This window comes from Sporosarcina sp. FSL K6-1540, from assembly GCF_038620285.1.
GTDB lineage: Bacteria > Bacillota > Bacilli > Bacillales_A > Planococcaceae > Sporosarcina > Sporosarcina psychrophila.
In genome coordinates, this window is record NZ_CP152018.1 from 1926970 (window position 1) to 1948612 (window position 21643).

Annotated in this window: 21 protein-coding genes and 1 other annotated feature; all 21 genes read left to right on the top strand. The window is 43.3% G+C overall.

Annotation, left to right across the window (positions count from 1 at the left end):
* Positions 1–134 precede the first annotated feature (134 nt).
* A complete protein-coding gene (cysE, locus tag MKY15_RS08755) occupies positions 135–797 on the top strand; it encodes a serine O-acetyltransferase (protein ID WP_067204694.1) in 663 nt (220 codons plus the stop codon).
* Positions 794–2194: a cysteine--tRNA ligase gene (gene cysS / locus MKY15_RS08760; RefSeq protein WP_067204697.1), complete on the top strand. Its 1401-nt coding sequence runs from the start codon at positions 794–796 to the stop codon at positions 2192–2194. The genes cysE and cysS overlap by 4 nt, the downstream gene beginning before the upstream one ends.
* Complete coding sequence (locus MKY15_RS08765) at positions 2191–2622, top strand: Mini-ribonuclease 3 (protein WP_067204700.1); 432 nt, start codon at positions 2191–2193, stop codon at positions 2620–2622. The genes cysS and MKY15_RS08765 overlap by 4 nt, the downstream gene beginning before the upstream one ends.
* Entirely contained in the window at positions 2619–3395 is a 777-nt protein-coding gene (rlmB, locus tag MKY15_RS08770) for a 23S rRNA (guanosine(2251)-2'-O)-methyltransferase RlmB (protein ID WP_067204702.1), read from the top strand. Before MKY15_RS08765 ends, rlmB begins: the two co-directional genes overlap by 4 nt.
* On the top strand, positions 3392–3907 hold the full coding sequence (locus MKY15_RS08775; protein ID WP_067204704.1) for an NYN domain-containing protein: 516 nt from the start codon (positions 3392–3394) through the stop codon (positions 3905–3907). The genes rlmB and MKY15_RS08775 overlap by 4 nt, the downstream gene beginning before the upstream one ends.
* Before the next feature lie 74 nt (positions 3908–3981).
* Entirely contained in the window at positions 3982–4629 is a 648-nt protein-coding gene (sigH, locus tag MKY15_RS08780) for an RNA polymerase sporulation sigma factor SigH (RefSeq protein WP_187047753.1), read from the top strand.
* Between the two features lie 198 nt (positions 4630–4827).
* The gene (gene rpmG, locus MKY15_RS08785) at positions 4828–4977 is read left to right on the top strand and encodes a 50S ribosomal protein L33 (RefSeq protein ID WP_082786457.1); all 150 of its coding nucleotides are present in this window, start codon (positions 4828–4830) and stop codon (positions 4975–4977) included.
* A 52-nt stretch (positions 4978–5029) separates the two neighbouring features.
* Entirely contained in the window at positions 5030–5215 is a 186-nt protein-coding gene (secE, locus tag MKY15_RS08790) for a preprotein translocase subunit SecE (protein WP_067204707.1), read from the top strand.
* A 164-nt stretch (positions 5216–5379) separates the two neighbouring features.
* Complete coding sequence (gene nusG / locus MKY15_RS08795; RefSeq protein WP_187046454.1) at positions 5380–5913, top strand: transcription termination/antitermination protein NusG; 534 nt, start codon at positions 5380–5382, stop codon at positions 5911–5913.
* A 168-nt stretch (positions 5914–6081) separates the two neighbouring features.
* On the top strand, positions 6082–6507 hold the full coding sequence (gene rplK / locus MKY15_RS08800) for a 50S ribosomal protein L11 (protein ID WP_067204710.1): 426 nt from the start codon (positions 6082–6084) through the stop codon (positions 6505–6507).
* 120 nt (positions 6508–6627) lie between these two features.
* On the top strand, positions 6628–7329 hold the full coding sequence (gene rplA / locus MKY15_RS08805) for a 50S ribosomal protein L1 (RefSeq protein WP_067204712.1): 702 nt from the start codon (positions 6628–6630) through the stop codon (positions 7327–7329).
* Positions 7330–7371: 42 nt separating this feature from the next.
* Positions 7372–7519: a sequence feature (ribosomal protein L10 leader region), on the top strand.
* A 31-nt stretch (positions 7520–7550) separates the two neighbouring features.
* Positions 7551–8051 (top strand): 50S ribosomal protein L10, encoded by a 501-nt coding sequence (gene rplJ / locus MKY15_RS08810; protein ID WP_067204715.1) that lies wholly within the window; start codon positions 7551–7553, stop codon positions 8049–8051.
* Positions 8052–8118: 67 nt separating this feature from the next.
* Entirely contained in the window at positions 8119–8478 is a 360-nt protein-coding gene (gene rplL, locus MKY15_RS08815) for a 50S ribosomal protein L7/L12 (protein WP_067204716.1), read from the top strand.
* Positions 8479–8632: 154 nt separating this feature from the next.
* The gene (locus MKY15_RS08820) at positions 8633–9235 is read left to right on the top strand and encodes a class I SAM-dependent methyltransferase (RefSeq protein WP_067204719.1); all 603 of its coding nucleotides are present in this window, start codon (positions 8633–8635) and stop codon (positions 9233–9235) included.
* 230 nt (positions 9236–9465) lie between these two features.
* Positions 9466–12999 (top strand): DNA-directed RNA polymerase subunit beta, encoded by a 3534-nt coding sequence (gene rpoB, locus MKY15_RS08825; protein WP_067204721.1) that lies wholly within the window; start codon positions 9466–9468, stop codon positions 12997–12999.
* Between the two features lie 129 nt (positions 13000–13128).
* Positions 13129–16716 carry a DNA-directed RNA polymerase subunit beta' gene (gene rpoC, locus MKY15_RS08830; RefSeq protein ID WP_067204724.1) on the top strand — a complete coding sequence of 1196 codons (3588 nt, stop codon included), beginning with the start codon at positions 13129–13131 and terminating at the stop codon, positions 16714–16716.
* 145 nt (positions 16717–16861) lie between these two features.
* On the top strand, positions 16862–17110 hold the full coding sequence (locus tag MKY15_RS08835; RefSeq protein ID WP_067204727.1) for a ribosomal L7Ae/L30e/S12e/Gadd45 family protein: 249 nt from the start codon (positions 16862–16864) through the stop codon (positions 17108–17110).
* A 102-nt stretch (positions 17111–17212) separates the two neighbouring features.
* Positions 17213–17635, top strand: coding sequence for a 30S ribosomal protein S12 (rpsL, locus tag MKY15_RS08840; RefSeq protein ID WP_067204730.1), 423 nt, complete (start codon positions 17213–17215; stop codon positions 17633–17635).
* A gap of 68 nt (positions 17636–17703) precedes the next feature.
* Complete coding sequence (gene rpsG, locus MKY15_RS08845; protein ID WP_067204733.1) at positions 17704–18174, top strand: 30S ribosomal protein S7; 471 nt, start codon at positions 17704–17706, stop codon at positions 18172–18174.
* A gap of 50 nt (positions 18175–18224) precedes the next feature.
* Positions 18225–20303: an elongation factor G gene (gene fusA / locus MKY15_RS08850; protein WP_067204735.1), complete on the top strand. Its 2079-nt coding sequence runs from the start codon at positions 18225–18227 to the stop codon at positions 20301–20303.
* Positions 20304–20432: 129 nt separating this feature from the next.
* On the top strand, positions 20433–21620 hold the full coding sequence (gene tuf, locus MKY15_RS08855) for an elongation factor Tu (protein ID WP_067204738.1): 1188 nt from the start codon (positions 20433–20435) through the stop codon (positions 21618–21620).
* The last annotated feature ends 23 nt before the right edge of the window (positions 21621–21643 follow it).

Genomic DNA, 21643 nt, shown 5'->3' on the forward strand with positions numbered 1-21643 from the left:
CCTACATCCTGTAGGCCCGTGACAGGCATAAGACGGACCTGCGAAGCGGAGCACTATCCCGCGTAGTAGGGCTGGCTTATGACCCGAGCATTTGGTCGCTGGAGTTAGACACAGAAATTATAGGGGGGAACGAGTTGTTTCAGAGAATGAAAGAAGACGTTCGATGTATATTTGAACAGGACCCGGCAGCACGTACTGTTTTTGAAGTTGTTCTAACTTACTCAGGTTTACACGCATTATGGTCTCATCGTATTGCACATGCTTTATATAAGCGGAAGTTGTTGTTTTTGGCACGGCTCGTTTCGCAAATTAGCCGATTTTTCACAGGTATTGAAATTCATCCTGGTGCAAAAATAGGGCGTAGGTTTTTCATAGATCATGGAATGGGTGTTGTAATTGGGGAAACATGTGAAATCGGCAACGACGTCACTATTTACCAAGGCGTGACTCTTGGTGGTACAGGTAAAGAAAGCGGCAAGCGGCATCCGACACTTCATGATAATGTACTTGTTGCATCGGGTGCTAAAGTGCTCGGTTCCATAACAATCGGTGAAGGTAGTAAAGTAGGAGCGGGTTCAGTTGTCCTGAAAGACGTCCCGCCGGAATCGACGGTTGTAGGTATTCCGGGGAAAGTCGTCATTTCGAACGGTGTTAGAGTGAAGAGTAAACATGATCACCGTGACATGCCGGATCCTGTGGCAGATAGATGCCAGACACTTGAAGATGAAATTAGTGAATTGAAAAATAGGCTCGAACATTTAAATGTTTCCAAAGTAAAGGAAGGAGATTTATCATGACAATTCAAATTTACAATACGCTGACACGCAAAAAAGAGCCTTTCATTCCATTGGAAGAGGGCAAAGTAAAAATGTACGTTTGCGGTCCCACTGTTTACAACTACATTCATATCGGAAATGCGCGTCCGGTTATCGCTTTTGATACAGTGAGACGCTACCTTGAATATCGAGGGTATGATGTAACGTACGTTTCGAATTTCACGGACGTTGACGACAAGATTATTAAAGCGGCTAATGAACTAGGGGAAGAGGTCGGCGAGCTAACAGACCGCTTCATCGCTGCTTACTTTGAAGATGTTTCAGCGCTCGGTTGCGGTAAGGCTGACGTACATCCGCGTGTGACGGATCATATCGAAGACATCGTCAAATTCGTGAAAGTACTAATCGATAAAGGTTTCGCTTATGAATCGCAAGGGGATGTCTACTATCGTACGCAGAAATTTGAAGGCTACGGAAAGTTGTCCCACCAATCGACGGATGAGTTGAAGGTCGGTGCACGTATCGAAGAGGGCATCAAGAAAGAAAATCCACTGGACTTTGCCTTATGGAAAGCTGCTAAGGCTGGCGAAATTTCATGGGAAAGTCCATGGGGATTGGGACGTCCGGGCTGGCATATCGAATGTTCTGTTATGGCAAGAGAACACCTTGGCGATACAATAGATATTCACGCAGGTGGCCAAGATTTAACGTTTCCACATCATGAAAATGAAATTGCGCAATCCGAAGCGATGACAGGCAAACAATTTGCGCGCTATTGGATGCACAATGGTTACATTAATATCGACAACGAAAAAATGTCTAAATCACTTGGCAATTTTGTTCTTGTGAATGATATTAGGAAGCAAATTGATCCGAAAGTACTTCGCTTCTTTATATTGTCAGTTCATTACAGACACCCAGTCAATTTCTCGCAAGATCTTGTTGTCAGTGCAGAGAATGGACTTGCGCGTATCCGTACAGCGTACAATAATTTGAAGCACCGACTTGCGACGTCTGCGGATCTCGGCGATCAGAAAGATATCTGGATTCATAAAGTGGATGAAATCAAGAACGACTTTGAAGTGGCAATGGATGATGACTTTAACACAGCAAACGCTATCGCATCGGTATTCGAATTAGCGAAACTGGCAAACGTCTATTTAGTAGAAAAAAACACACAATCCGATGTGCTAGAGCATTTCATCCGCACATTTGACGGACTACTGACGGTTCTTGGATTGCCGATGGACGAAGAAACAGGACTGTTGGATGAAGATGTCGAAGCGTTAATCGAAGAACGACTCGAAGCTCGCCGTAACAAAGACTTCAAGCGTTCGGATGAAATTCGTGATGAATTGAAAGCGCAAGGTATCATTCTAGAAGATACAGCACAAGGCATGCGCTGGAAAAGAGGATGAGCAACGTATATAACTTACGTGATATAGATGTGAAACAAATAAAAGCACTGGCTCTTGCCTACATGGGCGACGCGGTGTACGAACAGGCGATACGGGAGCACCTTTTGCGTTCGGGGCGTGTAAAACCGAATGTGCTGCACAGAGAAGCAACGCATTATGTCTCCGCGAAATCACAGGCAGCTACACTCAAGATGATGCAGGCATCAGGCTTTCTGACGGAAGAAGAAGAGGCGGTCATGAGACGTGGCCGCAATGCGAAATCTGGTTCAGTACCTAAAAATACGGATGTCGTAACGTACAATTACAGTTCAGGCTTTGAAGCGGTCATCGGTTATTCACACTTATTAGGAAGAACAGAACGCGTGCAAGAAATAATCAGTGAGGCAATTCGATTTATTGAAATGCCGAAGGAGGAAGAGTCAAAATGAATGAACATGAAAACGAAAATGAAGTTGAATCTGAATTAATCGGCGGGAAAAATCCAATTGTAGAAGCACTGCGCTCGGGTAGGGAATTAAATAAGATATGGGTTGCTGAAGGACTTAATATGAAAAGCATCGGTGAAATCCTATCGTTGGCAAAAAAAGCAGGAATTATCGTGCAGGCGGTCCCGAAACAAAAGTTGGATGGTTTGCTTGATGTAAATCACCAAGGGATTGTCGCTTCGGTTGCGGCTTACGAATATGCGGAACTCGAAGATCTATTTACTGTTGCAACCGAGCGTGGAGAAGATCCATTGTTCCTTATTCTTGATGAACTTGAAGATCCTCATAATCTGGGCTCCATATTACGGACAGCTGACGCGTCGGGTGTTCACGGAGTCATTATACCAAAACGCCGTGCTGTCGGGTTGACGGGTGTTGTTGCAAAGTCATCCACTGGTGCAATCGAACATATCCCTGTCGTGCGTGTGAACAATCTTTCGCAAACGGTGGAGGACCTGAAAAAACGTGGTGTTTGGATTGCGGGGACAGATGCTGCTAAATCGGTGGATTACAGACTAATGGATGCGACTCTTCCGCTTGCTATCATTATTGGAAGTGAAGGGAAAGGAATGTCGCGTATTTTGAAAGAGAAATGCGATTTCCTCTATCATTTACCGATGGTTGGGCATGTTACATCATTGAACGCGTCTGTAGCAGCCTCCCTTCTTATGTACGAGGTACTGCGCAAGCGTCAACCGCATACTTCTGGCAGATGACAACAGATATACTCCTAGTCGATGGTTACAATATCATCGGAGCATGGGAGGAACTGGGCGGGATGAAGCGGAAAAAGCTCGCAGATGCACGTGACCGTTTGATCGAAAGAATGGCAGAGTACAAGGCGCATACAGGGTGGCGGGTCATTATTATTTTTGATGCGCATCTTGTGCCAGGTATTGAAAAAAAGAAACGGCATCACAATGTTGAGATTGTCTTTACTCGGGAAAAAGAAACAGCTGATGAAAGAATTGAAAAGCTCGTCTCTGAATTGAAGGGGAGACGGGTACAAATTCATGTAGCTACATCAGATTTGACAGAACAATGGGTCATTTTTGCGCATGGTGCACTCCGAAAGTCAGCTCGTGAGCTAGAACTTGAAGTAAATAAAATCGATGATCTCATTACGGCAAAAGTGAAGGCAATCCAAGGGCAGCGGCCGCTTTCGAAGATTCCTTTAACTGACGAAGTTGCTGAAATATTTGAAAAATGGCGACGAGGAATGAAATGAACGGTTGACGTAAAAATTTCCCATACGGTATACTTGTTATATAATAGTGATAACGAACCGGGGTGATCCAGGTGGTGGAGAAAACATACGTTGAAGGCAGCATATCGGATTTCACCGGATTATCCGACGGGGAAATCATAGCAATCATCCACGAAGGTAACACGGATGCGCTTAATTTCCTTATTAGGAAGTACCAATCTTTTGTTAGATTGAAAGCGCGCTCATACTTTCTTATCGGTGGAGACCGGGAAGATATCATTCAAGAAGGTATGATCGGCCTGTACAAAGCAATTCGTGATTTTAAAGAGGATCGATTGAGTTCATTCAAGGCGTTTGCGGAACTTTGCATCACGCGGCAGATTATCACGGCTATTAAAACTGCGACAAGGCAGAAGCATATCCCGCTTAATACCTCGGTGTCATTGGACAAGCCGGTATTTGACGAAGAGTCCGATCGCACATTGCTCGACGTAATAGCCGGGCCAGTATTGGATGATCCTGAAGGCCTCATGATTCACAGGGAAGATTTTGTTCAAATGGAAGATGAAATGAACAAAGTACTAAGTGGTCTTGAGAAGCAAGTACTGGCACTGTACTTAGACGGCCAGTCTTATCAGGAAATTTCCGAGGAGCTAAACAGGCAAGTTAAGTCTGTAGACAATGCGCTTCAGAGGATAAAACGTAAACTCGAGCGGTATATGCAAGTTGATACAGTGCGGTAGACGTCCATTTCCCTTGTATTGACATCATGAATGGTAGATGGTACCCTTTAGCAAGACTATGAGAAGATGTTCAAGAAGTCAGGGGACATAAGGTTGCAGCACTATTTATCAGCTTTTATCTCTGCTCCTAGCGCATTTTAACATGCGTTACCTCGACTCTTTTCGGATTTAGAACATTGAGTCGTAAGGGGTGAGGGAATGTCTAAAAAAATTATTTTAAGTTGCGATACATGCGGATCACGAAACTATTCCGTGCCGGCACGGAAAGATAAGCCAACAGAACGTTTGTCGATTAAAAAGTTTTGCAGGCATTGCAATGCACATACATTGCATAGGCAAACGGCATGAAGCGGTTAGTTAGGAAGCAGGATCATACTTATATTCGGAGGTTTACGGTATAATGAGCAAGTTAACTGGTTTTTTCAAAGACGTTGGCTCGGAAATGAGAAAAGTCAGCTGGCCGAGACGTAAAGAATTAACGCGTTACACAATTGTTGTTCTTTCGACAGTCGTTTTCATGGCAGTCTACTTCGGACTTGTTGACCTTGGCATTTCACGAGTGTTGGAATGGTACATTGCGTTATAATAAAAGCACTATAAATATTCCCCTTGAAAAATATCCCGTCTGACAGTATGAACGGGATTTTTCAATTGCCTAAACTCCAGCGTCTCTTTAATCCAGGCGCTTGCGTTTTTATTTAATTGTAGGGAAAAAGGAGGGACGGACGTTTAGTCCTCGTCACTATGGATATGGAAAAAAATTGGTATGTCGTTCATACGTACTCCGGTTATGAGAATAAGGTGAAAGCCAATCTGGAAAAACGTGTTGAAACGATGGGTATGTCTGACAAGATATTCCGAGTTGTCATCCCGGAAGAAGAAGAAACGGATTTCAAAGATGGTAAAAAACGCACGGTCCTGAAAAAGACGTTCCCGGGTTATGTTCTTGTGGAAATTATTATGACGGACGATTCCTGGTATGTTGTACGTAACACACCGGGCGTGACGGGTTTCATCGGTTCGTCAGGCGGCGGCGCAAAACCGACACCGCTACTTCCTGAAGAAGTCGAATTCATCCTCAAACAAATGGGTGTTAAAGAGCGTAAAGTTGAAATTGACTTCGCGCTTGGCGAAATGGTTGAAGTACTTGAAGGACCATTTGCGAACTTCCAAGGTAAAGTGGAAGAAATTGATGAAGATAAAGGTAAAGTGAAAGTATCTGTCGATATGTTCGGCCGAGAGACAAATATGGAACTCGACTTCGAACAAGTACAAAAAATATAAACGTTTACCACTTGCATATATCGTGAAATAGTGGTATCATTTCAAAGGTCAGACTGTAAACAAATGGTCTGGACGAACTATCAAATTCTACCGACGTAAGTCGGCAGGCACATATGAGTGGGAGGGGCAACCCTATTACCACATCACGGACTTAAGGAGGTGTGTCTCGTGGCTAAAAAAGTCATTAAGGTTGTTAAATTGCAAATTCCTGCAGGGAAAGCGAATCCGGCTCCGCCAGTTGGACCGGCGTTAGGACAAGCAGGTGTGAACATCATGGGATTCTGTAAAGAATTCAATGCGCGTACTGCAGATCAAGCAGGTCTTATTATTCCTGTTGAAATCTCTGTATTCGAAGACCGTTCATTTACTTTTATTACAAAAACTCCACCGGCAGCAGTTTTGCTGAAGGTTGCAGCTAATCTTACAAAAGGTTCAGGTGAACCGAATAAAAAGAAAGTTGCTACTGTGAAACGTGATAAAGTTCGCGAAATAGCAGAACAAAAGATGGAAGATTTAAACGCGGCGTCAGTTGAAGCAGCGATGGCAATGGTTGAAGGTACTGCTCGCAGTATGGGAATCACGATTGAAGACTGATCTTGATTTTATAAATCAATAGTTGTTTGTAGTGGGGGTTGCGCTTGTTCTCCGGAGCGCGCAACCCTTATTCGTGGGAGGTTTAACCCGTTAAAACCACAATCGAGGAGGAAATATTAAATGGCTAAAAAAGGTAAAAAGTTCACAGAAGCTGCAAAGCTAGTTGAACACATGAAAGCATACGGCGCTACTGAAGCGATCGAACTTGCGAAAAAAACAAGCACAGTTAATTTCGACGCAACTGTCGAAGTTGCATTCCGTCTTGGAATCGACACTCGTAAAAATGACCAACAAATCCGTGGGGCAGTAGTACTTCCAAACGGTACTGGTAAAACTCAACGCGTTCTCGTTTTTGCTAAAGGCGAAAAACTTAAAGAAGCTGAAGCTGCTGGTGCAGACTATGCAGGCGATGCTGAATATATCGCTAAAATTCAATCAGGTTGGTTTGACTTTGACGTTATCGTTGCAACTCCTGACATGATGGGTGAAGTAGGGAAAATTGGTCGTGTTCTTGGACCAAAAGGACTTATGCCTAACCCGAAAACAGGTACAGTAACATTTGACGTAGCGAAAGCTGTAGCAGAAATCAAAGCAGGTAAAGTTGAATACCGTGCGGACAAAGCTGGAATCATCCACGCTCCAATCGGAAAAGTTTCATTCGACGATGCTAAACTTGCGGAAAACTTCGCAACTGTTTTTGAAACTGTTCTTAAAGCGAAACCAGCTACTGCAAAAGGAACATACATGAAGTCGGTTAACATTACGACGACAATGGGTCCTTCTGTAAAAGTTGATCCTTCAAGCGTAGCAGTAAATAAATAATATTGACAAACAGATAATCTTTTGATAAGATGATTTTTGTTGTGAATATAACCATTTGTACCGTAGACAGCAGGAGCGCATGCCGCTTAAATATTCCTGCCGAGGACAAGACGCTCTTTTTCTTTTAAAAGATGACGACTTTTCAGCCCTCAGTCTACTTAGGTAGATTGAGGGCTTTTCATACCGGTATAAGTGACCCAAACTTTTTAGGAGGTGTCCAAATGAGCACAGTATTAGAAGCTAAACAAGCAGTAGTTGGTGAAATTACTGATAAGTTGAAATCAGCAGCATCTGTTGTTGTTGTCGACTACCGTGGTCTGACTGTAGGTCAAGTTACGGAACTTCGTAAACAACTTCGTGAAGCAGGTATCGACTTCAAAGTTTATAAAAACTCGATGTCACGCCGTGCTGCTGAAGCTGCAGGACTTGAAGGGTTGAACGAACATCTAACAGGCCCTAATGCGATTGCATTTTCAAACGAAGACGTTGTTGCTCCTGCAAAAATCCTTAACGATTTTGCAAAGAAAAACGATAAGCTTGAAATTAAAGCTGGCGTAATCGAAGGTCTACTTGCATCAGAAGCAGACATTAAAGCATTGGCGGAACTTCCGTCACGCGAAGGTCTACTATCTATGCTTCTCAGCGTACTTCAAGCTCCAATGCGCAACTTTGCGCTTGCAACAAAAGCAGTTGCAGAGCAAAAAGAAGAACAAGGCGCTTAATAAAGCAGCCTGAAATACCACTTGCGGGTTAAGCCCGACAAAAAAAGAATATTAGGAGGAAATTATAATGACTAAAGAAAACATCCTTGAAGCGATCAAAGAAATGACAGTACTTGAACTAAACGACCTTGTAAAAGCAATCGAAGAAGAGTTTGGCGTAACTGCTGCTGCACCTGTTGCAATGGCTGGTGCTGGTGCTGCTGCTGAAGAAGAGCAAACTGAATTCGAAGTAATTCTTACTGCTGCTGGACAAGAAAAAATCAAAGTTATCAAAGCAGTTCGCGAAATTACAGGCCTTGGCTTGAAAGAAGCGAAAGCAGTTGTTGATGAAGCTCCAAAAGCAATCAAAGAAGGCGTAACTAAAGATGAAGCTGAAGAAATCAAAGCGAAGCTTGAAGCTGTAGGCGCAAGCGTCGAAGTTAAGTAATTTTTGAATAATGAAGAAAAGCTTGTCGGATTTGGGCAAGCTTTTCTTCGTTTTTTTATCTGAACTTGTGACAAGCAGGTCATCGAACCGATAGTGTACGTAAGCTATCTTATTTTTTTGCGTTTCAAGTCTCTATACGAGGGGGAAGACTGGTATGTCTGAACATTACTACTCGGAAAATCCGAAAGTGAAGAGTGATCCAAAAGAATGGTCTGCAGAGTTACGCGGAAAAACATTTCGATTTAAAACGGATGCTGGCGTGTTTAGTAAAGGTGAAGTGGATTTCGGTTCGCAACTTTTAGCTGAGGCTTTTGTCTTGCCGGAAACGGAAGGTTTAATTCTCGATATTGGTTGTGGGTATGGTCCAATTGGTTTATCGATTGCCGCATCTTTTCCGGAACGGAGCGTTCACATGGTCGACGTGAATGAACGTGCACTCGCTCTAGCTGCGCATAATGCAAAACAAAACGGCATTTCAAATGCAGAGATTTATCCAAGTGATGCATTATCCGATGTCACGGCAGAGGGGTTTGCTGCAATTTTGACGAATCCGCCTATCCGTGCAGGAAAAGAGACGGTATTCAAATTTTACGAAGGCGCTTTTTCGAAACTTAAAGTTGGCGGTGAGTTGTGGATCGTCATTCAAAAGAAACAGGGTGCACCTTCAACGATAGATTGTTTAACAGGGCTATTCGGCAATGTTGAGACAGTCGTTAAGAAGAAGGGTTATTATATTTTAAGAGTCGAAAAAAATTGACTCGATAGTATTGATATGGTAATGTTATAAAATGCATAAATTATTATAGTGCGGTCGTATGCCCTTTTGCATGAATAATGGAAATGAAAGGCATACTGACAATGTATAAAAGATGGTAAAACCGAAAATGAGCTCTTGCCAGAACTCGTTTTCTTTTTGTTTTTTCGATATCATACACTATTTTTGTGGTTTCGCAAAGAACTAATATTGTTTTATAAGGGGTGAAAGAGTTGACAGGTCATTTAGTTCAGTATGGTCAACACCGTCAGCGGAGAAGTTTCGCACGGATCAGCGAAGTGCTCGATCTGCCGAATCTGATTGAAATCCAGACGGCATCTTATGAGTGGTTCTTAGAAGAAGGACTGCTGGATATGTTCCGCGATATTTCTCCGATTCAAGACTTTACGGGAAATCTATCGTTGGAGTTCATCGATTATACTCTTGGGGATCCTAAATACCCTGTAGAGGAATCGAAAGAGCGTGATGTAACGTTTGCAGCGCCGCTACGTGTAAAAGTTCGTCTCCACAATAAAGAGACGGAAGAAGTAAAAGAGCAAGATGTCTTTATGGGTGATTTCCCGCTCATGACAGAAAATGGTACATTTGTTATTAATGGTGCGGAGAGGGTAATTGTCTCCCAGCTCGTCCGGTCTCCAAGTGTTTATTACAGTGATAAAACGGACAAAAACGGTAAACGTGGTTTCGGTGCAACTGTTATTCCGAATCGCGGTGCTTGGCTTGAGTATGAAACAGATGCAAAAGATGTTGTTCACGTCCGCATTGATCGGACACGTAAGTTGCCAGTTACAGTACTCCTTCGTGCACTCGGATTCTCATCCGACCAGGAAATCATTGATTTAATCGGTGATAATGAGTATTTGCGCAACACACTTGAAAAGGACAACACTGAAAGCTCTGAAAAAGCATTGCTTGAGATATACGAACGTCTTCGTCCAGGTGAGCCACCAACACTAGATAGCGCGAAGAACCTTTTGTTCTCACGATTTTTTGATGCAAAACGGTATGATTTAGCGAATGTAGGTCGCTATAAGATGAATAAGAAGCTTCATGCACAAAATCGCTTGTTCAACCAGGTTGTCGCTGAAACACTTGTCGACCCTGAAACTGGTGAAATTCTGCTTGAAAAAGACCAACTCATCGATCGCCGTGCATTGGACCGTCTTCTTCCGCATTTGGAAAAAGGAATCGGTTTCGAAGAGATCACTCATGCAAGTGGAGTTCTTGACGAAAAAATAACAATCCAGTCCATCAAAATTTATTCTCCGAAAAGTGAAGAAAAACAAGTAATCAACGTAATATCGAACGCGTATGTCGATGATTCTATCAAGCATGTAACGCCGGCAGATATCGTTGCTTCAATTAGTTATTTCTTCAACCTTCTTCATGGTGTGGGTAACACGGATGATATCGATCATCTCGGTAACCGTCGTCTACGTTCAGTGGGTGAACTTCTTCAAAACCAGTTCCGTATCGGGCTTTCTCGTATGGAACGTGTCGTAAAAGAACGTATGTCCATTAATGATACGCAGTCAATCGTACCGCAACAGCTGATTAATATTCGCCCCGTTATCGCATCTATTAAAGAGTTCTTTGGTAGTTCTCAACTTTCTCAGTTCATGGATCAGACGAATCCGCTTGCCGAATTAACACATAAACGCAGGCTGTCTGCACTTGGACCTGGTGGCTTGACAAGGGAACGTGCAGGAATGGAAGTACGTGACGTGCATTACTCCCATTACGGACGTATGTGTCCAATTGAAACACCAGAGGGACCGAATATCGGACTGATTAACTCACTCTCTACGTTTGCGAAAGTGAATAAGTTCGGATTTATTGAAACGCCATATCGAAAAGTTGATCCTATCTCTGGTCGGGTCACTTCTAGAATCGATTACTTGACTGCGGATGTAGAAGATAATTACGTCGTAGCACAAGCAAACGCAATACTTGCAGAAGATGGTTCTTTTGTTAGTGAAGGAGTCGTCGGTCGTTTCCAAGGGGATAACACTGTCTTTAAACGCGAACAAATTGACTACATGGACGTTTCGCCTAAACAAGTAGTTTCTGCGGCAACAGCATGTATTCCATTCCTTGAGAATGATGACTCGAACCGTGCCCTTATGGGAGCGAACATGCAACGTCAAGCAGTCCCTCTTCTCAATCCGGAATCACCTTTCGTAGGAACTGGTATGGAACACATATCAGCACGCGATTCAGGTGCAGCTGTACTTGCGAAGTTTGATGGAATTGTCGAACATGTCGAGGCTAGAGAAATTCGTGTTCGTCGTATTGAAACAGTTGATGGAAAAGAAGTGAAAGGCGATCTTACAATATACCGTCTTGAAAACTTTATCCGTTCGAACCAAGGGACATGTTATAACCAACGTCCAATTTGTAGTGTAGGGGATCGCGTTAAACCTCTTGATATTCTTGCAGATGGTCCTTCAATGGAGCAAGGAGAGCTAGCGCTTGGTCGTAACGTTCTGATGGCATTTATGACATGGGACGGCTACAACTATGAAGATGCGATAATCATGAGCGAACGTCTTGTGAAAGATGATGTCTATACTTCGGTCCATATCGAAGAATACGAATCTGAAGCGAGAGATACGAAACTTGGTCCTGAAGAAATTACGCGCGACATTCCGAACGTTGGTGAAGATTCGCTTCGTAACTTGGACGACCGTGGAATTATTCGTATCGGAGCCGAAGTTCGTGATGGTGATATTCTTGTTGGGAAAGTGACTCCGAAAGGCGTAACTGAACTGACTGCTGAAGAAAGACTTTTACATGCTATTTTTGGTGAAAAAGCACGTGAAGTCCGTGATACATCCCTCAAAGTACCGCATGGCGCGGGTGGGATCGTTCTAGATGTGAAAGTATTTAATCGTGAAGATGGCGATGAATTGCCACCGGGCGTTAACCAATTGGTCCGCGCATACATCGTTCAAAAACGGAAAATTTCCGTTGGGGACAAAATGGCTGGACGTCACGGAAACAAAGGGGTTATTTCCCGCATCTTACCTGAAGCGGATATGCCTTATTTACCGGACGGCACACCAATTGACCTCATGCTTAACCCGCTTGGTGTTCCATCACGTATGAACATCGGACAGGTTCTTGAAATGCATCTTGGCATGGCATCTCGTACTCTCGGCATCCATATGGCGTCTCCTGTATTTGATGGGGCGAACGAACAGGATGTTTGGGAAACGATGGAAGAAGCCGGGATGGATCGTGACGGAAAAACTATTCTGTATGACGGTCGTTCAGGAGAAGCTTTCGATAACCGTGTATCAGTCGGTGTCATGTATATTATCAAACTTGCCCACATGGTCGACGATAAACTTCACGCCCGTTCAACAGGACCATACTCTCTCGTCACACAGCAACCACTGGGCGGTAAAGCTCAGTTCGGTGGGCAACGTTTCGGTGAGATGGAAGTGTGGGCACTCGAAGCCTATGGGGCAGCTTATACGCTTCAAGAGATTCTGACTGTGAAGTCGGATGACGTCGTAGGACGCGTGAAGACGTACGAAGCGATTGTTAAAGGTGAAAGTGTTCCACAACCAGGTGTTCCAGAATCCTTTAAAGTTCTTATAAAAGAACTTCAAAGTCTTGGTTTGGATGTTAAGATGCTATCGATTGATTTTGAAGAAATCGAGTTACGCGATCTTGATGAAGACGATGATATGCAACCAACAGATGCTTTGAATCTTATAAAAGAAAATCAGCCTGTTTGATTAGCCTAGTGAATGATATAAATGAATCTAAGGGGAAATTAACGTTTTCCCCTTTATCTTTTGAATATAAAGTGTGCGCTTGCTCGGAAAAGCCAATTGCAGCGATAAGACTAGAGGGAGGTAGGCTCCTTGATAGATGTAAACAATTTTGAGTATATGAAAATAGGGCTTGCTTCATCTGATAAGATCCGTTCATGGTCATATGGTGAAGTGAAAAAGCCGGAAACAATTAACTACCGAACATTGAAGCCCGAAAAAGATGGTCTGTTCTGTGAACGTATTTTTGGACCTACAAAAGATTGGGAATGTCATTGCGGAAAGTATAAACGCGTTCGTTATAAAGGCGTCGTTTGTGACCGTTGTGGAGTAGAAGTGACGCGTCAAAAAGTCCGCCGTGAACGTATGGGACATATTGAACTAGCAGCTCCAGTTACACATATTTGGTACTTCAAAGGAATTCCAAGCCGAATGGGTCTTATCCTTGATATGACACCACGTGCTCTGGAGGAAATTATCTATTTCGCGTCTTATGTAGTCGTTGACCCTGCGGATACTCCGCTTGAAAGAAAGCAACTGCTTTCTGAACGGGAATACCGTATCTACCGCGAAAAGTATGGTTCTAAATTCCAAGCGCTCATGGGCGCTGAAGCAATTGAACGTCTTCTTGCAGCTATCGATCTTGAAAAAGAGATGGAGTTCTTGAAAGAAGAATTGAAAACAGTTCAAGGGCAACGTCGTACGCGTGCAATCAGGCGCCTAGAGGTTGTTGAAGCTTTCCGTAACTCGGGCAATAAGCCTGAATGGATGGTTCTTGAAGTGTTACCAGTCATCCCGCCGGAGCTTCGCCCGATGGTACAACTTGATGGTGGACGATTTGCAACATCCGACTTGAACGACCTGTACCGAAGGGTCATCAACCGGAACAACAGATTGAAACGCCTATTAGATTTAGGAGCACCAGGAATCATTGTTCAGAATGAGAAGCGGATGCTGCAAGAAGCAGTCGATGCGCTCATCGATAATGGTCGTCGTGGCCGTCCGGTTACAGGACCTGGTAACCGTCCATTGAAATCCCTTTCTCATATGTTGAAAGGTAAGCAAGGACGTTTCCGTCAAAACTTACTAGGAAAACGTGTTGACTATTCTGGTCGTTCCGTTATCGTCGTAGGACCTAACCTGAAAATGTATCAGTGTGGTCTGCCGAAAGAAATGGCGATTGAACTGTTTAAACCGTTTGTTATGAAAGAACTCGTTGAACGAGGTCTTGCGCACAACATTAAGAGTGCCAAACGTAAAATTGAACGCCTCCATTCAGAAGTGTGGGACGTTCTTGAAGAAGTCATCAAGGAGCATCCGGTCTTATTGAACCGTGCCCCGACTCTTCACCGACTTGGTATTCAAGCATTCGAACCAATCCTTGTAGAAGGGCGTGCGATTACGCTTCACCCACTGGTTTGTACAGCTTATAACGCTGACTTTGATGGTGACCAAATGGCAGTCCACGTTCCGTTATCCGCAGAAGCACAAGCGGAAGCGCGTCTACTTATGCTAGCAGCACAAAACATTTTGAACCCGAAAGACGGAAAACCAGTCGTTACGCCTTCTCAGGATATGGTTTTAGGAAACTACTACCTTACACTGGAACGTAAAGGCGCGTCAGGAGAAGGTACTTCATTCCGTGATGCGGATGAAGCACTAATTGCTTATCATAACGGTTTCGTGCATCTTCATTCACGTATCGCTATTCAGGCAAGATCTTTGAATAATCCTACTTTCACTGAGGAACAGAATGCAAAACTTCTTATAACGACAGTCGGAAAAGTGATTTTCAACGAGATTCTGCCGAAATCGTTCCCGTATATTAACGAACCGTCAGACTTCAACTTGCAAATTGAAACACCAGACAAGTATTTTGTATCTGGAACTGTCAATATAAAAGAGCATGTTGCTGAACAGGAACTAATTGAACCGTTTAAGAAAAAAATCCTTGGAAATATCATTGCGGAGATCTTCAAACGTTTCCATATTACAGAAACGTCAAGAATGCTTGACCGCATGAAAAATCTTGGATTCAAATATTCTACTCGTGCAGGAATTACAATTGGTATATCCGACATTGTCGTTCTACCTAATAAAGATGATATCTTGCATGAAGCACAAGCAAAAGTGGATAAAGTGTTACAACAGTTCCGTCGTGGTCTCATTACAGAGGAAGAGCGATATGATCGCGTTATCTCTTACTGGAGCCATGCTAAGGATGTAATCCAAGACAAACTAATGGACTCACTTGACCACTCAAACCCGATTTATATGATGAGTGACTCGGGTGCCCGGGGTAACGCGTCAAACTTTACGCAGCTTGCTGGTATGCGTGGTCTGATGGCCAATCCGGCCGGTCGAATCATTGAACTACCAATCAAATCGTCATTCCGTGAAGGTCTGACAGTGCTTGAGTACTTCATCTCAACACACGGTGCTCGTAAAGGACTTGCGGATACTGCTCTTAAGACAGCCGACTCAGGTTACTTGACACGTCGACTTGTCGATGTTGCACAAGACGTAATTGTCCGTGAAGATGATTGTGGTACAGATCGCGGATTGGATATCGGAGCACTTATGGATGGAACGGAAGTAATCGAAGGTCTAGATGAACGTATCGAAGGCCGTCACACGAAGAAATCGATTTATCATCCTGAAACAGGCGCTTTGATTCTTAAACGAGATGGCTTGATTACTGCTGATGCAGCTCGTGCCATTTTGGATGCGGGACTTGAACAAATAACAATTCGTTCTGCGTTCACATGTAATACGAAGCACGGCGTTTGTAAATTATGTTACGGCATTAACTTGGCAACAGGTGAAACAGTCGAGGTTGGTGAAGCGGTTGGTATTATCGCTGCACAATCTATCGGTGAGCCGGGTACACAGCTTACAATGCGTACGTTCCATACAGGTGGAGTTGCAGGGTCCGACATAACACAAGGTCTTCCACGTATCCAGGAAATTTTCGAATCGCGTAATCCTAAAGGGGTTGCAGTTATTTCGGAAATCAAAGGTCAAATCATTGAAATTGATGAAATACGTGAAGGTCAGAAAGAAATTACGATTGAAGGCGAAGTAGAAACGCGGAAATATCTGACGCCATACAACGCCCGTCTTAAAGTTGATGTCGGTGATATGATTGACCGAGGTGAAGTCATAACAGAAGGTTCTATCGATCCGAAAGAACTGATTGTTGTTAAAGACGTCGTTACCGTTCAAGTCTATCTCTTGAAAGAAGTTCAAAAAGTTTACCGTATGCAGGGTGTTGAAATCGGTGATAAGCACATTGAAGTAATGGTTCGCCAAATGCTTCGTAAAGTGCGCATCATCGAAGCAGGGGACACGGATCTATTGCCAGGTTCACTACTCGACATTCACCAATTCTCAGATGCGAATGCGGAAGTACTTAAAGTCAATAAAATTCCAGCGACTTGTCGTCCTGTTATTCTCGGTATTACGAAAGCTTCACTTGAAACGGAATCCTTCTTATCAGCAGCATCATTCCAAGAGACAACTCGTGTCTTGACAGATGCAGCTATTAAAGGGAAAACGGACGAGTTACTAGGCTTGAAAGAAAACGTTATTATCGGGAAACTTGTTCCAGCTGGAACAGGAATGCAGCGTTACCGTCATATTGTAATGGAACAAGAAAAAGAAAAAGCTACAACTAAGTAAGTTATGATTCTGTAACTTAAACTGAAAACGGGGGAATACGAAAGTAACTCCCCCGACTTTTCGTTTATGTGTTGACAGTTTACCTTACAGGTGATAAAATACAAAAGGTTGATAGTTGGATGTCTGTACTTTGGAGGATATGGAAATGTCTTATGAAAAAGTCGAGCAGGCAAAGAAGACAATCATTGGTACAAAGCAGGCAGTGAAAGCAATCCGTGCAGGGATAGTGATAGAGATTATTATTGCGCAGGATGCAGAAGAACGGATTATTGCTCCAGTAATGGAGGAAGCCAAACTTCGTGACATTCAAGTGACGTATGTTGATTCGAGAGATAAACTCGGAAATGCATGTGGCATTCAAGTCGGTGCAGCTGTGGTTGCGATTACTGATTAATAGTTTTTGTGCATTGAAGCACAAAGACTTTGTTTTTACCCCAAAAATGAACCACCTGGATGTGTGGTCTTACAAAAAGAAGTTCGAAAGGAGGAAAAACCGATGCCTACAATTAATCAATTGGTCCGTAAACCACGTAAATCAAAAGTGACGGGATCTAAATCACCAGCACTCGGAAAAAGCTATAACAGCTTCAAAAAGTCAATGACAAACGTAAACTCACCACAAAAAAGAGGTGTTTGTACGCGTGTTGGCACAATGACACCGAAAAAGCCAAACTCGGCTCTTCGTAAATATGCACGTGTACGCTTGACTAACCAATTGGAAGTCAATGCATACATCCCTGGTGAAGGCCACAACCTTCAAGAACACAGTGTTGTTCTACTTCGTGGAGGACGCGTAAAAGACTTACCAGGTGTTCGTTACCACATCGTTCGTGGAGCACTTGATACAGCTGGTGTAACTGGCCGTATGCAAAGCCGTTCTATGTACGGAGCTAAAAAACCTAAAGTTAAAAAAAGCTAATTAAAATAATCATGATTGATGGTTATTTAAGCGAAATCGCTTAAAAACCTTGAAAGGAGGAATACAACATGCCACGTAAAGGCCCTGTTGCAAAACGTGACGTACTTCCGGATCCGATTTACAATTCGAAGCTCGTTTCACGTCTTATTAATAAAATGATGGTTGACGGTAAAAAAGGTACATCTCAAAAAATCCTCTATGGTGCGTTCGAGCTTGTGAAAGAACGTTCTGGAAAAGATCCACTTGAAGTATTCGAAGCGGCACTTACTAATGTAATGCCAGTTCTTGAAGTTAAAGCACGCCGTGTAGGTGGAGCAAACTATCAAGTACCAGTTGAAGTACGTCCTGATCGCCGTACAACTCTTGGACTTCGTTACCTTGTTAACTACTCACGCACACGCGGAGAAAAAACAATGGAAGAACGTCTTGCGAATGAAATCCTTGATGCTTCTAACAACACTGGTGCTTCTGTGAAACGCCGTGAAGAAATGCACAAAATGGCTGATGCTAACAAAGCATTCGCTCACTATCGCTGGTAAGATTCAGCGATTCATTACTACTCTAATCCGAGACGGAAGGAGATCATATCATGGCTAGAAAATTCTCCTTAGAGAATACACGTAACATTGGTATCATGGCTCACATCGATGCTGGTAAAACAACAACGACTGAGCGGATCCTTTATTATACTGGTAAAATCCACAAAATCGGGGAAACGCACGAAGGTGCATCTCAAATGGACTGGATGGAGCAGGAGCAAGAACGCGGAATTACAATCACTTCAGCTGCTACAACTGCTGAGTGGAAAGACCACCGCGTAAACATCATTGATACTCCAGGTCACGTAGACTTCACTGTTGAAGTTGAACGTTCACTTCGTGTTCTTGATGGAGCTGTAACGGTACTTGATGCTCAATCGGGCGTTGAACCGCAAACAGAAACAGTATGGCGTCAAGCGACTAACTACGGCGTACCACGCCTAGTTTTCGTAAACAAAATGGACAAAACTGGTGCTGATTTCCTTTATTCAGTAGGTACACTTGTAGACCGTCTTGGAGCAAACGCTCATCCAATTCAATTGCCGATTGGTGCAGAAGATACTTTTGCAGCAATTATCGATTTAGTTGAAATGAAAGCAGTTTTCTATGAAGATGATACAGGTTTAAATGCTGAAACAAGAGAAATCCCAGAAGAATATCGTGAGCAAGCAGAAGAATACCGTGAAAAGTTAATTGAAGCGGTTGCTGAATTCGATGAAGCTCTTATGAACAAATTCTTGGATGAAGATGAAATTACAAACGCAGAAATCAAACAAGCGATTCGTAAAGCGACATTGGCTGTTGAGTTCTATCCGGTTGTATGCGGAACTGCTTTCAAAAACAAAGGTGTACAACTTGTTCTTGATGCTGTTATCGACTACCTTCCATCACCACTTGACATCCCACCTATGAAAGGTACAGATCCTGATACTGATGAAGAAATCGAGCGTCACTCAGACGACAGCGAGCCTTTCTCGGCACTTGCATTCAAAGTTATGACGGATCCTTATGTAGGTAAACTGACATTCTTCCGTGTGTATTCTGGAGTTCTTCAATCAGGATCATACGTACAAAACTCTTCAAAAGGTAAGCGTGAACGCGTAGGACGTATTCTACAAATGCATGCGAACTCTCGTGAAGAAATTTCTGAAGTACATTCAGGAGAAATTGCTGCTGCAGTTGGACTTAAAGATACAGGAACTGGCGACACACTTTGTGAGGCTGGTGCACTGATCATTCTTGAGTCAATGGACTTCCCGGAACCAGTAATTTCACTTTCTGTTGAACCGAAAACAAAAGCCGACCAAGATAAAATGGGTATGGCTCTTGCTAAGCTTCAAGAGGAAGACCCGACATTCCGCGCACATACAGACCAAGAAACTGGAGAAGTAATCATTGCTGGTATGGGTGAGTTGCATCTTGACGTTCTTGTAGACCGTATGCGCCGTGAATTCAACGTTGAAGCTAACGTCGGAGCTCCGCAAGTATCTTATCGTGAAACATTCCGCGCTTCGGCGGAAGTTGAAGGTAAGTTCGTGCGTCAATCCGGTGGACGTGGACAGTTTGGTCACGTTTGGATTGAATTCTCTCCTAACGAAGAAGGAAAAGGATTCGAATTCATTAACAACGTTGTCGGGGGATCAGTTCCACGTGAATATATTCCTGCAGTAGAAGCGGGTATCCGTGATTCACTTAATAATGGTGTAATCGCTGGTTATCCTTTGATCGACATTAAAGCCCGTTTATTCGACGGTTCTTATCATGATGTCGACTCAAACGAAATGGCATTTAAAATCGCTGCATCTATGGCGTTGAAAAATGCTGTATCAAAAGTTAACCCAGTTCTACTTGAACCAATGATGAAAGTAGAAGTTCAAATTCCTGAAGAATACATGGGCGATATCATGGGCGATGTTACATCACGCCGTGGCCGTGTAGAAGGTATGGACGCTCGTGGTAATTCACAAGTAGTTCGTGCAATGGTTCCACTTGCTAATATGTTTGGTTATGCAACATCTCTACGTTCTAACACACAAGGACGCGGAAACTTCTCAATGTCATTCGATCACTATGAAGAAGTGCCGAAATCAGTTGCAGAAGAAATTGTTAAGAAAAACAAAGGCGAATAATTTTTATTTTAGCCTGCTATCCATTAAATTAATGAATAGATAGATATGGGATGTTAGAGGGGGCCCCCTTTAGCACCTATATCTATATAAAAACAAAAAAACTTTTATATTTCGAGGAGGATTTCCATAATGGGAAAAGAAAAATTCGACCGCTCCAAGCAGCATGCTAACGTTGGTACAATCGGTCACGTCGACCATGGTAAAACTACACTAACTGCAGCAATCGCAACAGTTCTAGCAAAAAGACTAGGTGGAACAGCAGCATCTTATGCTGACGTTGATAACGCACCTGAAGAAAAAGAACGCGGTATTACAATCAATACTTCACACGTTGAGTATGAAACTGCAACTCGTCACTACGCACACGTTGACTGCCCAGGTCACGCCGATTACGTTAAAAACATGATCACTGGTGCAGCACAAATGGACGGCGGAATCCTAGTTGTTTCTGCAGCTGACGGCCCTATGCCACAAACACGTGAGCACATCTTGCTTTCACGTCAAGTAGGTGTTCCACATCTAGTTGTCTTCATGAACAAATGTGACATGGTTGATGACGAAGAGCTTCTTGAGCTTGTTGAAATGGAAATTCGCGACCTTCTTTCTGAATATGACTTCCCTGGCGATGACATTCCTGTCATTAAAGGTTCTGCTCTTAAAGCGCTTGAAGGCGACGAAGGCTATGAAGATAAAATTATGGAACTTATGGCTGCTGTTGACGAGTATATCCCAACACCACCACGTGATACTGAAAAACCATTCATGATGCCTGTTGAGGACGTATTCTCAATCACAGGACGTGGAACTGTTGCTACTGGTCGCGTTGAGCGTGGAGTAGTTAAAATCGGTGATGTTGTTGATATCATCGGTATCGTTGAAGAACCAAAAGCTACTACTGTAACAGGTGTAGAAATGTTCCGTAAACTTCTTGATTATGCAGAAGCTGGCGACAACATTGGTGCACTACTTCGTGGGGTATCACGTGATGACATCCAACGTGGGCAAGTTCTTGCTAAACCAGGAACTATCGTTCCACACACGAAATTTACATCTGAAGTTTATGTTCTTTCAAAAGAAGAGGGTGGACGTCATACTCCATTCTTCTCTAACTACCGTCCACAGTTCTACTTCCGTACAACTGACGTAACTGGTGTTATCGAACTTCCTGAAGGCGTAGAAATGGTTATGCCTGGAGATAACATTGAAATGACAATCGATTTGATTGCTCCAATCGCTCTTGAAGAAGGTACGAAGTTCTCTATCCGCGAAGGTGGACGTACTGTAGGCGCTGGCGTTGTAGCAACAATCCTTAAATAATTATTTCTTAAAACCGCCCTTTG

Excerpts from the sequence above, each read along its gene's own strand:
- cysS (WP_067204697.1), top strand. The coding sequence starts at position 794 with ATGACAATTCAAATTTACAATACGCTGACACGCAAAAAAGAGCCTTTC.
- tuf (WP_067204738.1), top strand. The coding sequence starts at position 20,433 with ATGGGAAAAGAAAAATTCGACCGCTCCAAGCAGCATGCTAACGTTGGT.
- MKY15_RS08820 (WP_067204719.1), top strand. The coding sequence starts at position 8,633 with ATGTCTGAACATTACTACTCGGAAAATCCGAAAGTGAAGAGTGATCCA.
- MKY15_RS08775 (WP_067204704.1), top strand. The coding sequence starts at position 3,392 with ATGACAACAGATATACTCCTAGTCGATGGTTACAATATCATCGGAGCA.
- nusG (WP_187046454.1), top strand. The coding sequence starts at position 5,380 with ATGGAAAAAAATTGGTATGTCGTTCATACGTACTCCGGTTATGAGAAT.
- rpmG (WP_082786457.1), top strand. The coding sequence starts at position 4,828 with ATGTCTAAAAAAATTATTTTAAGTTGCGATACATGCGGATCACGAAAC.
- rlmB (WP_067204702.1), top strand. The coding sequence starts at position 2,619 with ATGAATGAACATGAAAACGAAAATGAAGTTGAATCTGAATTAATCGGC.
- rplL (WP_067204716.1), top strand. The coding sequence starts at position 8,119 with ATGACTAAAGAAAACATCCTTGAAGCGATCAAAGAAATGACAGTACTT.
- rplA (WP_067204712.1), top strand. The coding sequence starts at position 6,628 with ATGGCTAAAAAAGGTAAAAAGTTCACAGAAGCTGCAAAGCTAGTTGAA.
- fusA (WP_067204735.1), top strand. The coding sequence starts at position 18,225 with ATGGCTAGAAAATTCTCCTTAGAGAATACACGTAACATTGGTATCATG.
- MKY15_RS08835 (WP_067204727.1), top strand. The coding sequence starts at position 16,862 with ATGTCTTATGAAAAAGTCGAGCAGGCAAAGAAGACAATCATTGGTACA.
- rpsL (WP_067204730.1), top strand. The coding sequence starts at position 17,213 with ATGCCTACAATTAATCAATTGGTCCGTAAACCACGTAAATCAAAAGTG.
- MKY15_RS08765 (WP_067204700.1), top strand. The coding sequence starts at position 2,191 with ATGAGCAACGTATATAACTTACGTGATATAGATGTGAAACAAATAAAA.
- rplJ (WP_067204715.1), top strand. The coding sequence starts at position 7,551 with ATGAGCACAGTATTAGAAGCTAAACAAGCAGTAGTTGGTGAAATTACT.
- rpsG (WP_067204733.1), top strand. The coding sequence starts at position 17,704 with ATGCCACGTAAAGGCCCTGTTGCAAAACGTGACGTACTTCCGGATCCG.
- secE (WP_067204707.1), top strand. The coding sequence starts at position 5,030 with ATGAGCAAGTTAACTGGTTTTTTCAAAGACGTTGGCTCGGAAATGAGA.